This is a genomic window from Kitasatospora sp. NPDC092948, from assembly GCF_044754805.1.
In the GTDB taxonomy this organism is placed as follows: domain Bacteria; phylum Actinomycetota; class Actinomycetes; order Streptomycetales; family Streptomycetaceae; genus Kitasatospora.
In genome coordinates this window covers 51,795-66,635 of sequence record NZ_JBIVPU010000003.1, presented here as the reverse complement: position 1 = coordinate 66,635, position 14,841 = coordinate 51,795, and the positions used below count along the sequence as shown (strand labels likewise).

17 protein-coding genes are annotated in these 14,841 nt (G+C 74.0%); 7 read left to right on the top strand and 10 right to left on the bottom strand.

What is annotated here, in order from left to right; translation table 11 throughout:
- Nucleotides 1-18: 18 nt before the first annotated feature.
- On the bottom strand, nucleotides 19-807 hold the full coding sequence (locus ACIQF6_RS09850; protein WP_400892387.1) for a DeoR/GlpR family DNA-binding transcription regulator: 789 nt from the start codon (nucleotides 805-807) through the stop codon (nucleotides 19-21).
- 162 nt (nucleotides 808-969) lie between these two features.
- Here ACIQF6_RS09850 and ACIQF6_RS09845 point away from each other — a divergent pair, with 162 nt between their 5' ends.
- The 4 genes from ACIQF6_RS09845 to ACIQF6_RS09830 all read left to right on the top strand — a co-directional run bounded on the left by ACIQF6_RS09845 (nucleotide 970) and on the right by ACIQF6_RS09830 (nucleotide 5,064).
- On the top strand, nucleotides 970-1,890 hold the full coding sequence (locus ACIQF6_RS09845) for an SIS domain-containing protein (RefSeq protein ID WP_400892384.1): 921 nt from the start codon (nucleotides 970-972) through the stop codon (nucleotides 1,888-1,890).
- A 125-nt stretch (nucleotides 1,891-2,015) separates the two neighbouring features.
- On the top strand, nucleotides 2,016-2,948 hold the full coding sequence (locus tag ACIQF6_RS09840; protein ID WP_400892382.1) for an ROK family protein: 933 nt from the start codon (nucleotides 2,016-2,018) through the stop codon (nucleotides 2,946-2,948).
- Nucleotides 2,945-4,123 carry an N-acetylglucosamine-6-phosphate deacetylase gene (gene nagA / locus ACIQF6_RS09835; RefSeq protein ID WP_400892379.1) on the top strand — a complete coding sequence of 393 codons (1,179 nt, stop codon included), beginning with the start codon at nucleotides 2,945-2,947 and terminating at the stop codon, nucleotides 4,121-4,123. Before ACIQF6_RS09840 ends, nagA begins: the two co-directional genes overlap by 4 nt.
- Before the next feature lie 86 nt (nucleotides 4,124-4,209).
- Nucleotides 4,210-5,064, top strand: a complete 855-nt coding sequence (locus ACIQF6_RS09830) for a ketose-bisphosphate aldolase (protein ID WP_400892376.1) — start codon at nucleotides 4,210-4,212, stop codon at nucleotides 5,062-5,064.
- Between the two features lie 49 nt (nucleotides 5,065-5,113).
- Here the strand turns inward: ACIQF6_RS09830 and ACIQF6_RS09825 are convergent, their stop codons facing one another.
- Together ACIQF6_RS09825 and ACIQF6_RS09820 are read right to left on the bottom strand one after the other, a co-directional pair.
- Complete coding sequence (locus ACIQF6_RS09825; RefSeq protein WP_400892373.1) at nucleotides 5,114-6,040, bottom strand: hypothetical protein; 927 nt, start codon at nucleotides 6,038-6,040, stop codon at nucleotides 5,114-5,116.
- Nucleotides 6,041-6,115: 75 nt separating this feature from the next.
- Nucleotides 6,116-7,885 (bottom strand): diguanylate cyclase domain-containing protein, encoded by a 1,770-nt coding sequence (locus ACIQF6_RS09820; RefSeq protein WP_400892370.1) that lies wholly within the window; start codon nucleotides 7,883-7,885, stop codon nucleotides 6,116-6,118.
- 343 nt (nucleotides 7,886-8,228) lie between these two features.
- Between ACIQF6_RS09820 and ACIQF6_RS09815 the strand changes: the two genes are divergently transcribed.
- Nucleotides 8,229-8,735 carry a flavin reductase family protein gene (locus tag ACIQF6_RS09815; protein ID WP_400893869.1) on the top strand — a complete coding sequence of 169 codons (507 nt, stop codon included), beginning with the start codon at nucleotides 8,229-8,231 and terminating at the stop codon, nucleotides 8,733-8,735.
- A gap of 7 nt (nucleotides 8,736-8,742) precedes the next feature.
- On the opposite strand, the gene arfB is transcribed toward ACIQF6_RS09815, so the two are convergent.
- On the bottom strand, nucleotides 8,743-9,171 hold the full coding sequence (arfB, locus tag ACIQF6_RS09810; protein ID WP_400892368.1) for an alternative ribosome rescue aminoacyl-tRNA hydrolase ArfB: 429 nt from the start codon (nucleotides 9,169-9,171) through the stop codon (nucleotides 8,743-8,745).
- Nucleotides 9,172-9,234: 63 nt separating this feature from the next.
- Between arfB and ACIQF6_RS09805 the strand changes: the two genes are divergently transcribed.
- Nucleotides 9,235-9,726: a hypothetical protein gene (locus ACIQF6_RS09805; RefSeq protein WP_400892366.1), complete on the top strand. Its 492-nt coding sequence runs from the start codon at nucleotides 9,235-9,237 to the stop codon at nucleotides 9,724-9,726.
- A gap of 121 nt (nucleotides 9,727-9,847) precedes the next feature.
- Nucleotides 9,848-10,423: a TerD family protein gene (locus ACIQF6_RS09800; RefSeq protein WP_400892364.1), complete on the top strand. Its 576-nt coding sequence runs from the start codon at nucleotides 9,848-9,850 to the stop codon at nucleotides 10,421-10,423.
- 60 nt (nucleotides 10,424-10,483) lie between these two features.
- Here ACIQF6_RS09800 and ACIQF6_RS09795 read toward each other — a convergent pair whose 3' ends face one another.
- The 6 genes from ACIQF6_RS09795 to folP form a co-directional block, all read right to left on the bottom strand.
- The gene (locus tag ACIQF6_RS09795) at nucleotides 10,484-11,521 is read right to left on the bottom strand and encodes a hypothetical protein (protein WP_400892361.1); all 1,038 of its coding nucleotides are present in this window, start codon (nucleotides 11,519-11,521) and stop codon (nucleotides 10,484-10,486) included.
- A 126-nt stretch (nucleotides 11,522-11,647) separates the two neighbouring features.
- Entirely contained in the window at nucleotides 11,648-12,145 is a 498-nt protein-coding gene (locus tag ACIQF6_RS09790; protein WP_400892359.1) for a DUF3180 domain-containing protein, read from the bottom strand.
- A gap of 138 nt (nucleotides 12,146-12,283) precedes the next feature.
- A complete protein-coding gene (gene folK, locus ACIQF6_RS09785; protein ID WP_400892357.1) occupies nucleotides 12,284-12,883 on the bottom strand; it encodes a 2-amino-4-hydroxy-6-hydroxymethyldihydropteridine diphosphokinase in 600 nt (199 codons plus the stop codon).
- Between the two features lie 35 nt (nucleotides 12,884-12,918).
- The gene (gene folB / locus ACIQF6_RS09780) at nucleotides 12,919-13,278 is read right to left on the bottom strand and encodes a dihydroneopterin aldolase (protein ID WP_400893867.1); all 360 of its coding nucleotides are present in this window, start codon (nucleotides 13,276-13,278) and stop codon (nucleotides 12,919-12,921) included.
- A gap of 164 nt (nucleotides 13,279-13,442) precedes the next feature.
- A complete protein-coding gene (locus tag ACIQF6_RS09775; RefSeq protein ID WP_400892355.1) occupies nucleotides 13,443-13,940 on the bottom strand; it encodes a nuclear transport factor 2 family protein in 498 nt (165 codons plus the stop codon).
- A gap of 2 nt (nucleotides 13,941-13,942) precedes the next feature.
- Nucleotides 13,943-14,809: a dihydropteroate synthase gene (gene folP / locus ACIQF6_RS09770; protein WP_400892353.1), complete on the bottom strand. Its 867-nt coding sequence runs from the start codon at nucleotides 14,807-14,809 to the stop codon at nucleotides 13,943-13,945.
- Nucleotides 14,810-14,841: the final 32 nt, after the last annotated feature.

Genomic DNA, 14,841 nt, shown 5'->3' with positions numbered 1-14,841 from the left:
TGTCCGGTAATGGGATATTCACGCCGTGAGAACGGTGACTCCCGCATCCCGGAAGGCGGCCGCCACCGGATCTGCGACCTGGTCGTCGGTGACCAGGATGTCCACCCGGCCCAGGTCGCAGATCCGGGCGAAGGCCCGGTGGCCCAGCTTCGAGGAGTCGGCGGCCACCACCACCCGGCGGGCCCGTTCGGCGAGCAGCCGGTTGACCGCCGCCTCGCCCTCGTGGTGGGCGGTGGCGCCGTGCTCGGCGTCGATCGCGTCCACGCCCAGCACCGCGGTGTCCAGGGTGAGCTCGCCGAGCACCTGGGCGGCCAGCGGGCCGATCAGCTCGTAGGACTGCGGGCGGGCGACGCCGCCGGTGACCACGATCTTCACCTGCGGGCGGACCGTCAGTTCGTTGGCAATGTTGAGGGCGTTGGTGACCACGGTGAGGCTCTGGCCGTGCTCGGGGTGCTCGGCCAGGTCGGGACGGACCGCGAGGGCGCGGGCCACCTCGGTGGTGGTGGTGCCGCCGTTCAGGCCGACCACCTCGCCGGGGGCGACCAGGCCGGCCACCAGGGCGCCGATGCGCTGCTTGGCGTCGGCGTTGCGGGCGGTCTTGTAGCGCAGCGGCAGGTCGTACGAGACGCTGTGCGCCACCGCGCCGCCCCGGGTGCGGGTGACCATCTGCTGGCGGGCCAGCTGGTCGAGGTCGCGCCGGATGGTCGCGGCCGAGACGTCCAGCGCCGCGGCCGCCTCCTCGACGTCCAATTTGCCGTGCTCGGCCAGCAGTTCCAGCAGCGCGTTCCACCGCTCGTACCTGGACACCGTCCTGCTCCTTCCGCGCCCGCCGACGCGCGCCCCCGCGGCCGGTCGGGACAGCTTCGCACAACCCGGTCACCGCCGATGCATTGCGCAGTGATGCGCGAAACGGCTATAAAACAATCAGGTTTGCGCACGCGTCCGCGCCAGTCGAAGGAGTCCGCACCCATGCCGCACCCGTCCCTGACCGGCGAGGAGATCGCCACCCAGCCCGAGAACTGGCGCACCGCCGCGGCCCTGGCGGCGAGCGGCCCGGCCGGCCTGCCGCAGCGCGGCGAGCGGGTGGCCGTGGTCGGCTGCGGCACCTCGTGGTTCATGGCGCAGGCGTACGCCGCGCTGCGCGAGTCCGGCGGCCACGGCGAGACCGACGCCTTCGCCGCCTCCGAGTTCCCGCACGGCCGCCGCTACGACCGGGTGCTGGCGATCACCCGCTCCGGCACCACCACCGAGGTGCTGCGGCTGCTCGCCGACACCGACCTGCCGAGCACCGCGATCACCGCCTGCCCCGAGCAGCCGGTGGCGAAGGACGCCGACCACCTGATCGACCTGGGCTTCGCCGACGAGCGCTCGGTGGTGCAGACCCGCTTCGCCACCACCGTGCTGGCCCTGCTCCGCGCCCACCTGGAGCTGGAGGAGGCCCGACCGGCGGGCGTCGCCACCGTCGCCGAGGCCGCCGCGGACGCCGGGCGCGCCGTCGCCTGGGAGGTGCCGCAGGAGCTGGTCGAGCTGGAGCAGATCTCCTTCCTCGGCGCGGGCTGGACCAACGGCCTGGCGCAGGAGGCCGGGCTGAAGATGCGCGAGGCGGCGCTGGCCTGGACCGAGGCGTACCCGGCGATGGAGTACCGGCACGGCCCGATCTCTATCACCGCCCCGGGCCGCGCCGCCTGGGCCTTCGGCGCGCTGCCGGTCGGCCTGGCGGACGAGGTGGCGGCGGTCGGCGGCCGGCTGGTGGCCGACTCCGGCGCGGGCGGCCTGGACCCGCTGGCGGACCTGGTCCGGGTGCACAAGCTGGCCGTCGCGGTGGCCGCGCACCGCGGTCTGAACCCGGACGAGCCGCGCAACCTGACCCGCTCGATCATCCTTCCCTGACCCTCCGCCAAGGCCCCGAAAACCCCCAGGAGTCGGCAAAGAGCGACAAACCTCACCTCTCAGGACCAGACCAATCGAGCAACTGGACTAGACCTCTTCGACCTGGCCAAGGGAAACTGTCCCCCGTGAAGCACGTCATCGCACTCGATGTAGGCGGCACCGGCATGAAAGCCGCGCTGGTCGCCCAGGACGGCTCCGTGCTGTACGAAGCACGCCGACCGACCGGGCGGGAGCACGGCACCGACGCCGTCGTCGCCACCATCCTCGACTTCGCCGCCGACCTGGCGCAGGAGGGCCGCACCCGGTTCGGTGCCGCTCCCCTCGCGGCAGGCGTCGCCGTGCCGGGAACGATCGACGAGAAGAACGGGATCGCGGTCTTCTCCGCCAACCTCGGCTGGCGGGACCTGCCGATGCGCAAGCTGCTCGGCGAGCGCCTCGGCAACATCCCCGTCGCCCTCGGCCACGACGTCCGCTCCGGCGGGCTCGCCGAGGGCCGGATCGGGGCCGGTCGCGGGGTCGACCGTTTTCTGTTCATCGCTCTCGGCACCGGCATCGCCGGCGCGATCGGCATCCACGGCGGCATCGAGGCCGGCGCGCACGGCTACGGCGGTGAGATCGGGCACGTGGTGGTCCGCCCCGGCGGCCCGCAGTGCGGCTGCGGCGCCCGCGGCTGCCTGGAGACCCTGGCCTCCGCCTCCGCGGTGTCCCGGGCCTGGGCCGAAGCCACCGGCGACCCGGACGCCGACGCCGCCGCCTGCGCGGTGGCCGTCGACGCCGGGGACCCGGCCGCCCTCGCGGTCTGGCAGAACGCGGTGGACGCGCTCGCCGACGGCATCGTGCTGGCGCAGAGCCTGCTCGACCCGTCGACGGTGATCGTCGGCGGCGGGCTGGCGGAAGCCGGTGACACCCTCTTCACGCCGTTGCGCGCCGCGGTGACCGAGCGCCTGACCTTCCAGATGCCCCCGAAGGTCGTCCCGGCCATGCTCAAAGACACCGCCGCGTCCCTGGGCGCAGGTTTGCTCGCCTGGGATCTGCTCTCCATGGAGGTGACCGCGTGACCGCGGACCGAACTGCACTGGCCGGAGCCCGACTGGTCCTGCCCGACGGGGTGATCGAAGGCGGCCGGCTCACCGTCGAAGGGGCCCGCATCGCGGACCTCGGCGCCGGCGGGGCCGTCCCCGGCGACCTCGACCTGACCGGGTACACCGTCGTCCCCGGCTTCGTCGACCTGCACGTGCACGGCGGCGGCGGCGCGTCGTACGCCTCCGGTGTCGCCGAGGAGGCGCTCACCGCCGCCCGCACGCACCTGGAGCACGGCACCACCACGACGATGGCCTCCACCGTCACCGGCGAGATCGACGAGGTCTGCCGCCAGGCGGCCGTGCTCTCCGAACTCGTCGAGGACGGCGTGCTGGCCGGCATCCACTTCGAGGGCCCGTTCATCTCGCACAACCGGTGCGGCGCCCACCAGCCCGACCTGCTGCGCGACCCCGACCCGGCGCTGGTGCGCAAGCTCGCCGACGCCGCCCGCGGCCACGCGAAGATGTTCACCCTCGCCCCCGAGCTGCCCGGTGGCCTGGAGTCCGTCCGGATGCTCGCCGACCAGGGCATCATCGCCGCCGTCGGCCACACCGACTCCGACTACGCGATCACCCTGGAGGCGATCGACGCCGGAGCCACCGTCGCCACCCACCTGTTCAACGCGATGCCGGGCATCCAGCACCGCGCCCCCGGCCCGATCGTCGCCCTGCTGGAGGACGAGCGGGTCACCGTCGAGCTGATCAACGACGGCATCCACCTGCACCCCTCGGTGCTCGACCTCGCCTACGGCACGGCCGGCGCCGAGCGGGTCGCGCTGATCACCGACGCGATGGGCGCGGCCGGCATGGGCGACGGCCTGTACCCGCTCGGCCCGCTCCAGGTCCGGGTCGAGAACGGCGTCGCCCGCCTCGTCGAGGGCGGCTCCATCGCCGGCTCCACCCTCACCCTGGACGTCGCCTTCCGGCGCGCCGTCACCGTGCTCGGCCTGTCGCTGAACCAGGCCGTCACCTCGCTGTCCACCGTCCCGGCCCGGCTGATGGGCCTGACCGACACCCTCGGCACCCTGGAGGCAGGCAAGAACGCCGACCTGGTCGTCCTCGACTCCGACACCTACGAGCTCGCCGCGGTGATGCGCCGCGGCGAGTGGATCGTCGGCGCGGACCGCTTCACCAGGGCCGGCACCCCGGCCTGACCCGGCGCCGCCCGCAAGGGCGGGTCCGCACGGGGGTGAGCAGCGGAACCTGCGCCTCGTTGCTCACCCCACCCGGGAGACCCGTCTTGCCGCTCGCCCCTACCGCCGACCTGCTCGCCTCCGCCGCCGCCGAACGGCGCGGACTGCCCGCCTTCAACGTCATCACCCTGGAGCACGCCGAAGCGATCGCCGCCGGCGCCGAAGCCGCCGGCACGCCCGTCGTGCTCCAGCTCAGCCAGAACGCCGTCGCCTACCGCGGCGGCCGCCTGCTGCCGATCGCCCGGGCCTGCGCGGAGATCGCCGCCGCCGCCCGCGTCCCCGTCTCGCTCCACCTCGACCACTGCGAGGACTTCGACCTGCTGCGCGCGGCCCCCGCCGCCGGGTTCTCCTCCGCGATGTTCGACGCCTCCGCGCTGCCGCACGACGAGAACGTCAAGGCCACCGCCGAGGCCGCCGCCTGGGCGCACCGCCACGGCCTGCACCTGGAGGCCGAACTCGGCCGGGTCGGCGGCAAGGACGGCGAACCGCCGCTGTCCGCGCACGCCCCCGGGGCCCGCACCGACCCGGCGGAGGCCGCCCGCTACGTCGCCGACACCGCCGTCGACGCGCTGGCCGTCGCCGTCGGCTCCTCGCACGCGATGACCTCGCGCACCGCCGACCTCGACCTCGCCCTGATCGGCGAACTGGCCGCCGCCGTCCCCGTCCCGCTGGTCCTGCACGGCAGCTCCGGCGTCCCGGACGCGCAGCTCGCCGCGGCCGTCGCCGCCGGCATGGTGAAGATCAACATCGGCACGGCCCTCAACCTGGCCTACACCGCCGCCGTCCGCGCCCACCTGACGGCCCACCCCACCGCCACCGACCCGCGCAAGTACCTCACCGCCGCCCGCGACGCGATGACCCGCACCGTCGAACAGCTGGCCCGGGTGGTCACCACCCGCTGACACGCCGACGGGGGCGCCGGGGAACGCCCGGCGCCCCCCGTCGCGGCCGTCACTTGGTGGGGTAGGTGTCGACCCCTGCCCACGGCGTCACCGCGACCTGGTCCAGCAGCACGGTGCCCGCGCCGGCGGGCAGGGTGACGGTGATGGTGTTGGGCCCGGACTGCAGGTCCGGCCATATGTTGGTGCTGAACCAGGACGGGGTGCCGTCCTGCCCCTGGTTCTTCGAGTAGTTCCTGAGGGTCACCCCACCCTGGTGGTCCTTGCCGTTCACGGTGACCTGGGCGGGCTGGTCGGCGCCGGTGTTGCTGAAGTGCAGCCAGACCTTCACCCGCCCCGGGGTGTCCCAGTTGACCGTCCAGGTGAACGTCGAACCGCCCTGCAGCGTCAGGTACTTGCCGTCCGCGGAGACCGCGCCCTTGACCCCGGAGTCGAGGCTCGCGCCCTGCGCCTGCAACGCGGACGCGTCGGTGATCGGCTCGTTCAAGGCGCTCGGGCTGGGCGCGGCGCTGGACGGGGCCGCGCTCTCGGGGGCCGCCGGGGCGGACGGGCTGTGCGTGGGGGCGGACTGGTTCTTGCCGCCGTCCGGGTCGCCGGTGGACAGCGCCACGCCCGCGCCGATGGCGATCGCGGCGACCACCGCCACGGCGCCGATCACGGCGGCCTTGCCGCGGCCGGCCGGCCGGTCCTCGCCCGGACGGGGCCGGGAGCGCTCGGCGTACCGGGGCTGCTGCGGCAGCGCGGCCGTCTCCTGCCCGGGCGCGGCCTGCGGGTGGCCGGGACCGGCCGGCGGCGGGGCCGGCTGGTACGCGGGCCGCTCGCCGTAGGTGGCGCGGCCGACCTCCATCGGACGGCTGTAGCCGGTCCGGGGCCGCTCGGGCGCGGGCTGCTCGCCCTCGGCGGGACGGTAGAGGTACGCGAACGGGTCGTCCTCGTCCGCGCCGTCGGGCGCGCCGCCGTTGCTGCCGGCCGTCGTCACGGTCAACTCCCCAGGACTGGATGCTCTCGTACCCAGGGCACCCTACCTGCCGTCCTCGAACACGGTGTAGGCGGTTCAGCCCGCCCGGCGGTGCGAGCGCTCGCCGCGCGCGCCCCGGGCCGCGCCGCCGCGGGTGCGCTTCTCGTCGTACATCCGCTCGTCCGCGGAGTGCAGCACCTCGTCGATGCTCATCCCGCAGCCGGCCCAGCCGATGCCCAGGCTGACGCCGACCCGCACCGCCCGGTTGTCGATCCGCATCGGGGGCAGGATCGCGCTGCGCAGCCGTCCGGCCAGCTCCTTGGCCTCCTCGCGGCCGATGTTGTCGGCCAGCACCACGAACTCGTCGCCGCTCATCCGGGCCACCGTGTCGCCCTCCCGGACGACCTGCTGGAGCCGGCGGGCGATCTCGATCAGCACCGCGTCGCCCGCGTTGTGGCCGTAGCGGTCGTTGACCAGCTTGAAGCCGTCCAGGTCGCAGTAGAGGACGGCGAGGCCCTTGTCGGAGCCCGGGCGGCGGTGGCCGTGCCAGAGCTCGCCGCCGGCCGGGTCGGCGGGGACCACGGCGTGCACGTGGTGCCCGGGGCCGTCGTTCGCCGGGTAGGCCTCCCGGTCGCGTTCCAGGGCGCCGTCGGGGGGCGCGTAGCCGTGCGCCAGGGTGACGGAGCCCCCGGGCGACGGCGGGGCGCCCTGGACGGCGTGGGACGGCGGGGCGCCGCCCGGCGGCAGCGCCTGGCCGGGCAGGCCCGCGGCGGGCAGCGAGGGGCGGGAACAGAGCCGGCGGGCGAGGCGGGCCCGCAGCTCGGCGCCGTTGGGCAGGCCGGTGAGGGCGTCGTGGCTGGCCCGGTGGGCGAGCTGGAGCTCGTGCCGCTTGCGGTCCTCGATGTCCTCGACGTGGGTGAGCAGGAAGCTCGGGCCCTCGGTGGCGTCGGCGACCACCGAGTTGCGCAGGCACACCCACTGGTAGCCGCCGTCGCGGCGGGACAGCCGCAGTTCGGCCCGGCCGCCCTCGGCGCTGGTGCGCAGCAGCAGCTGGAGGTCGTCGGGGTGGACCAGGTCGACGAAGCGCTGCTGCCGCAGGGTGGCCCGGGGGCGGCCGAGCAGCCGGCACAGGGCGTCGTTGACGCGGGTCAGCTGGCCGGTGCCGTCGCCGTGCAGTTCGGTGATGGCCATGCCGCTGGGGGCGTACTCGAAGGCCTGCCGGAAGGATTCCTCGCTGGCCCGCAGGGCCTGCTGCTCCTTCTCCAGGCGGGCCAGGGCGCGCTGCATCTCGGACCGCAGCCGGGCGTTGCCGATGGCTATCGAGGCCTGGAGGGAGAACATCTCCAGGGCCTCCCGGGTCCACGCGCCGGGGCGTTTGCCGCTGCGCGGGCGGTCCACCGAGAGGATGCCGAGCAGGTCGCCGCCGGCGCTGTACATGGGGGCGAGCAGGACGTCGGCGGGGTGCCAGTCGTTGTCGTAGACGGGCAGCGGGCCGTCGCCGGTCCAGGCGGGGATGTCGGTGGCGATCGCCCAGCCGCGGTCGTACGGCAGGAAGCGCAGGGTGCCCCAGTGGTCGGCGACCTGGAGCATCCGGTCCCAGGACTCGCGGGAGCCGACCTGGCCGAGCAGCACGGCGGGGCCGCCGAAGGCGCTCTCCTCGATCTCCCAGACGGCGGCGATCACCAGGTCGCCGTCGGGCCGCACCAGGCTGACCGCCGCGGCGTCGAATCCGAGCCCGTGGACCGCTCCCTCGACGACCGCCTGCAGGGTTCCCGCCAGGCTCCGGGCAGCGTTGAGGTCCGCCACGACCCGGTGCAAGGTGCGGAGGGTCGCGAGGCGGACGTAGGGCTCCGACTCGGCTTCCATGCGGGGGCTCCCCGGCTGCTTCGGATAGTTCTTGAAAGGTTGTCGTCCGATTGCCAGAAGAACTGAATCACAGCGAGCACTCCGATAGGCACGCTCGGTCAGCAATAGGCGATGAGTGTGACTCAAATCACATAATGACGAAGTGATGATCGTATTCGGAAACGGCAGGGAACGCCAGGACGCCCGCCGGGCGACTTCCAGCGGCACGCCGCCCGCGCACTCGGCCCAGCGACCGACCCGGCCTACGACCAGGGCCCGATACCGACACACCCGCCCGGCGACTACCGTGCGGTACGTGTACAGCTCCCCGCAGTCCCCCACCACCCCCGCAGCCCCGGCCCACCTGGCGGACACCGTCGCCACTCCGGAGGAGTTCCGCGCCGCCCTCGGCCAACTGGCCGCGGGCGTCTCGCTGGTGACCGTGCACGACGCCGAGGAGGACGAGGACGCCGGCATGACCGCCACCTCGTTCCTGTCGGTGTCGCTGGAGCCGCCACTGGTGCTGATCTCGGTGCGCGAGGACTCCCGGATGGACGAGCTGCTCGGCCGGGCCGAGACCTGGGCGGTCTCCCTGCTCGGCGAGGAGCACCGCACGCTGGCGTCCCGGTTCGCCATGAAGGGCCGGCTCAGCGACCGCCTGCTGTTCGCCGACGCCGCCTGGCAGCGCGGCCCGCACTCCGGCGCCCCGCTGATCGACGGCGCGCTCGCCACCGTCGAGTGCCGCACCGAACAGCGCATCCCGGCCGGCGACCACGTCCTGGTGCTCGGCCGCGTCCTGGCCGCCCGGGTCCCGGCCCCGGCCGGACGACCGCTGCTGTACTTCCGGGCCGGCTACCGCCAACTCGGCTGAGGGCGCGTCACTCCGGCCTGACCCGGCCCCGGCCCTGCTTCAGCGTGGCCCGGTGCCGCTTGTTCTCCAGCCGGCGCTCGACCATGCCGCGGCTGGGCTTGGTGGCCCGCCGGGTCTTCGGCGGCGGCGCGGTGGCCTCGCCGAGCAGCGACGCCAGCCGGGCGGCCGCAACCTCCCGGTTGCGCCACTGCGAGCGGTGCTCGGAGGCGCGCACGATCAGCACCCCGTCGACCAGCCGGGAGGCCAGCCGCTCCAGGGCGCGCTCCTTCCACACCGGCGGCAGCGCGTCGGAGGCCGCCATGTCCCAGCGCAGCTCGACCTTGCTGTCCGAGGTGTTGACGTGCTGGCCGCCGGGGCCGGAGGAACGGGAGAAGCGCCAGACGAGCTCGGCGTCGGGGACGACCACCGAACCCCGTACGCGCACGGGCTCAGTCATGCCGCCCATCATCCCGCCCGGCCGCGGCCCCCGTCACCTGGTTAACCCGGCACAATGGCGGGCGTGATCGAGCTCGGCTACTCGCTGTCCAACCGTTTCCCCGACCCCCCGCAGACCGACTACCGCAGTGCGCCCGTCCGCGCCCTGCGGCACGACCTGTTCGCCGGGGACGTCTACCTGGAGTCCGACGACGGCACCGGCATGGAGACCCGCTGGGGCTGGGTGCCGGTGCTGGACTTCGCCTGGGCGATGTGCGACATCGTCGAACGCCTGGACGAGGACCCGCGCGGCAGCCGGGAGGCCCGGGTCCGCACCGAGGACCTCGACTTCACCCAGAACACCGAACTGCTGCGCTTCGCCCGCCGGTTCGGCTGGGTGGAGATCACCGCCACCTGGCGGCCGGACGACGAGCCGCTGGTCGTCCGGCACGCCGAGCTGCGCCGCGAGGCACGGGACTTCCTCCAGGACGTGCTGGCCGACCTGACCGAGCTGCACGAGGACCTGGCCGACAACCCGAACATCTGGACCGTGCAGGGCCGGTACCCGAGGATCTGACCCGGCGTCGGACGCCCGGGCCGGCCGGGGGAGGAAATCCGTCCGTCCACCGAGCAGTGGAACCAACGGCCGTCCGTCCCGCGTTCTCTCGGCAAAACCGACCGAAGGGACACCACAGACCATGCCCGTGAGCCTCACCAAGGGTGGCAACGTCTCGCTGACCAAGGAGGCCCCCGGCCTGACCTCGGTCACCGTCGGCCTCGGCTGGGACGTGCGCACCACCACCGGCACCGAGTTCGACCTGGACGCCAGCGCGATCGTGCTGAACGGCGGGGGCAAGGTCTTCTCCGACCGCCACTTCGTCTTCTTCAACAACTCCAGCACCCCGGACAACACCGTCGTCCACACCGGCGACAACCGCACCGGCGAGGGCGACGGCGACGACGAGTCGATCAACGTCAACCTGGCCGCGCTGCCCGCCGAGGTCTCCAAGATCGTCTTCCCGGTGACCATCTACGACGGCACCAACCGCGGCCAGAGCTTCGGCCAGGTCCGCAACGCCTACATCCGGGTGGTCAACCAGGCCGGCGGCGCCGAGATCGCCCGCTACGACCTGTCCGAGGACGCCGCCACCGAGACCGCGATGATCTTCGGCGAGCTGTACCGCAACGGCGACGAGTGGAAGTTCCGCGCCATCGGCCAGGGCTACGCCTCCGGCCTGGTCGGCATCGCCCAGGACTTCGGCGTCAACGTCTGAGCCTGCGCCCGCATGCGGAAGGGCCCCCGCTCCACCGGGAGCGGGGGCCCTTTCGCGCCGTCAGGACCGGCCGGCCCGCAGCTCGGGCAGCTCCAGCAGCTCGGTCTCGTCGTGCGGGGTCAGGTCGACCACCTCGGGCTCGGTGTCGGACTCCGCGTGCTGGTGGCTCGGCGGCTGCTCCACCGCGCGGTGCGCGGGCTGCGCGGCGTCCACCGGAGCGGCGTCCACCACGGTGTAGCGCTCGTTCTCGGCCACCGCCTCGTCGCCCACCACGTCCGCCAGGTCGCCGACCGCCGGGGCCGGCGCGGCCGCCCGCAGCGCGGCCCGGGCGCTGCCCGGCCGGCCGAAGAAGCTGAACGCCGCCGCCCGCGGCCGCTGCGGGGCGGCCGGGGCCGCCTGCTCGCCGTCCTGCGGGCGCGGACCGGGCAGGGCCGGGCCGACCGGGCGCAGCGCCGCCGAACCGGTGGCCGGCACCGGCTCCGGCATCCGCGGCCGCAGCTCGACCTGGGCCCGCTCGTCGACGGTGCGACGCGCCTCGTCGACCGTACGGCGCGTCTCGGCGGCCGCCGCCTGCCGCTCCAGGTGCCGCATCGCGGCCTGTGCGCGGACGAACGCGGCCGGCGTGGCCGGGTTCTTGGGGCGGGTCTCCTCCAGCGCCAGGCGGGCCGCCTCGGCCTCCTTCAGCGCCTGCTCGGCGACCATCACGGCGCGCTCGCGCAGCAGCCGGGCGATCTCCGTCTCCGCCTTCGCCAGCCGGGACTTCTCCGCGGTCAGCCGCCGCCCGAAGCGGGTGGCCCGCTCCTCGGCGACCTCGGCCGCGTACTCGGCCTCGGCGATCTGCTCCTCGTAGCGTTCCTCGGCGCGCAGCCGGCGCTCCATGGCAACCTCGGACGCCGTCCGGGCCGCCCGGTCGCGCTGCCGCAGCACCAGCGCCAGGCCGACCACCGCGACCACCGCGGCGACGCCGACCGAACGGGCCACGATCTGATCCGGACTGGCCACCAGCGCGGCCACCGCCGCGACCACGAGCACACCGGAGGCGACCGGTGGCAGCGACCGGCCCAGGACGGAGGAATGACGGTGGCGTCCGCGAGGCATGGCTAGAAACTAGCGTGCGGATCACGGCCCTGTCAGCCTCGCACCCCATTCCGCCCTTGACACGCCGACAGAAACACGGGCCGCACCCGAACCATCACGCAGCGCGAGCGGATCCGGCGGGGTCGTTCAGCGCGACGAGGCGGCCGTTCCGCGCGGGTGGTCCGGGTCGTCGTGGTCCTCGGGAAGCTTGCAGATGTGCTGCAGCCACAGCGCCACCGCGATCACCGCCGCACCGGCCAGCACCGCGAACAGCGCCGTCCCGGCCTGCGCCCGGCGGGCCGCGACGTTCAACGAGCCGAGCAGGAACACCCCGACGCCCGCGTACACCCCGGTCACCACCGCCGACACCAGCGCACTGGCCTGCCCGAGTACCAGCGCCCGCGCCGCGTGCAGCGGATCGACCCGCTTCGCGTCCGGCCGCCGTTCCCGGATCGCCTTCAGCCGGGACCGCAGCGAGAGCGCCACGGCCAGCAGCACCACGGCGATCGCCGCCAGCACGAACGGCGCGTACGCGGGCACCCCGGGCAGCGTGCCCAGGGAGTCCCACAGCCGGGCGCCGCCCCAGGACAGCAGCCCCGTGACGGCGAAGATGCCGAGCAGCAGGCGGAGACGGAGCGGCTTCACGCGGACGGGCTTCCTTCCCAGTGGTTCGACCCCGGCCCTTCGCGGCCCGGGAGTTCGGCGGGCGACCAGCCCACCGTACCGGCCGGGCCGCACCCGCAGAGAGCTACGCCCGCCCGCTGCCGGAAGTTCCCGGAGCGCTCACTCCGGCAGGCGCAGCTGCAGATCGGCGCGCAGCCGCACGCCCTGGTTCTCGGCCCCGCCGAGGGCCGCCAGCAGCTCCGCGACCGGCCCGTGCCCGGGCACCTCGGCCTGCGGGTCGGCGTCCTGCCACGGTGCCAGCACGAACGCCCGCTCGTGCGCCCGCGGGTGCGGCAGCGTCAGCTGCGGGTCGTCGCTGCGGACGCCCTCGTAGGTGAGGATGTCGACGTCCAGCGTGCGGGAGCCCCAGCGGACGGTGCGCACCCGGCCGAACGCGTCCTCCACGGCGTTGGCCCGCTCCAGCAGGTCCTGCGGCGGCAGCGAGGTGCGCAGCACCGCGACGGCGTTGAAGTAGCTGGGCTGGCCGGCGGGCCCGCCGACGGCGTCCGTCTCGTACACCGCGGACAGCGCGGTCACCCGCACCCCGGGGGTGTCCTCCAGCGCGTCGACCGCGCCCTGCAGGGTCTCCAGGCGGTTGCCCAGGTTGCTGCCGAGGGCGACCGTCGCGGTCCGCGACTCGTGCAGGGTGGATTCCACGCGGTCCACCTTGCCCTGCAGGTCGAACGTGGTCCGCGTGGCGGTCGGGTCTGTGGTGGCCATGGGAGTTCCCTCCACTCGGGCTCCACCGGGCGCCATCAGGCGCGGCCCCGGCGGATCGTGATGGTGACGTCGTCGAACGGGACGGTGATCGGGGCATCGGGCTTGTGCACGACGACCTCGACCTCCTCGACCACCTCGTGCCGCAGGCACTGGTCGGCGATCCGCTGGGCCAGGGTCTCGATCAGGTCGACCGGGTCGCCCGCGATCACCGCGGTGACCTCCTCCGCGATCACGCCGTAGTGCGCGGTGCGGTTCAGATCGTCTCCCGCGGCGGCCGGACGGGTGTCCAGGAACAGCGTCAGGTCGACGACGAAGGTCTGGCCCTCGATCCGCTCCCGCTCGAAGACGCCGTGGTGGCCGCGGGCACGGAGCCCACGCAGGGTGACGCGGTCCAGCACAAGAATCACTGCTCCCAGCTGACGGCCCCGCCGCAGCGGGGACCGGCGGGCACCGTCGCCCGCCGCCCCTCGAATCTACCTTCGAGTTCCGACCGCCCCGGACCGCCTCCCCGGCCGCCCACCCGATCGGACCGGCCACCGCGGCCCTTGACGGACCGCGCTCAGTCCTCCTCGTCGTCCTCGTCGTCGCCGCTCGTGAGCACCGGCGAACCGTGGTGCGACCACAGCTTCCAGCCGTTCGCGGTGCGCCGGAACAGGTTCGTCGACACGACCTTCCCGCCGACCAGCGGCCCCAGTTCGCCCTCTTCCTCGGGCTCCCCGCCGGACAGAATGTTCTCCGTGCACGTGACCAGCGCCACATCGCCCTGGACGTCCACCTCGACATCCGTCAGGAAGAACTGGATGTACTCGGTGTTCGCCATGATCAGCATGTACGAGCGCGTCACCTGGGCCCGGCCCACCAGCGCCGGCCAGCCCGGGTGCACACAGAACACCCCGCCCTTGTCGTCGGCCTCGCCAGGGCCCAGCCAGATCGACTCGACGGCGTCCAGGTCCCCGCGTTCCAGGGCCTCGTACAGCGCCTGATTGGCCGCCAGAACGGCTTCCTCGTCCGGTTCCAGCGCCGCCGCCCGGTCGTTGCCGCTCACTGCCTCCGCCACGCCTACCCCCTCTGCTCCGCCTGCTGCCAGGCCGCGACGACTCGTACGGCATCAGCCGTGCCGGACACGTCATGCACCCGAACCGCCCAGGCGCCCGCCTTCGCCGACAGCACCGAGACCGCCGCCGTGGCGTCGTCCCGCTGCCGCGCCGGACGCAGCTCCCCGGTTTCCGGGTTGGCCAGCAGCGTACCCAGGAAGCGCTTGCGCGAAGCCGCGACCAGCACCGGCCTGCCGAGCGCCGTCAGCGCGTCCAGCCGGGCCAGCAGCGCCCAGTTGTGCTCGCCGGTCTTGGCGAACCCGAGGCCCGGGTCCAGGATCAGCTGATCCTCCTTCACCCCCGCCGCGAGCAGCTCCTCCACCCGGTCGGACAGCTCCCGCGCCACGTCCGTGACCACGTCGTCGTACACCGCCTGCGCGTACATGTCCGCCGACTGCCCGCGCCAGTGCATCACCACGAACGGCGCGCCGGTCTCGGCGACCACCTTCGCCATCTCCGCGTCCGCAAGTCCTCCGGACACGTCGTTGACGATCGCCGCACCCGCCTGCACCGCGGCCCGCGCCACCGCCGCGCGCATGGTGTCCACCGAGACCACCACGCCCGCCCGGGCCAGCTCGGTCACCACCGGCACCACCCGGCGCAGCTCCTCCTCCTCCGTCACCCGCACCGCCCCCGGCCGGGTCGACTCCCCGCCCACATCGACCAGGTCCGCCCCCTGCGCCACCAGCTCCAGCCCGTGCGCGACGGCCTTCGCCGGATCCAGCCACATCCCGCCGTCCGAGAACGAATCCGGCGTGACGTTCACCACCCCCATCACCGCGCAACGGTCGAGGACGGGCAGGCCAGGGAGGTTCTCGCTCATAAGACCCATTATCGGCTGTGCGGAGAAGGCAGGTGGGCGCG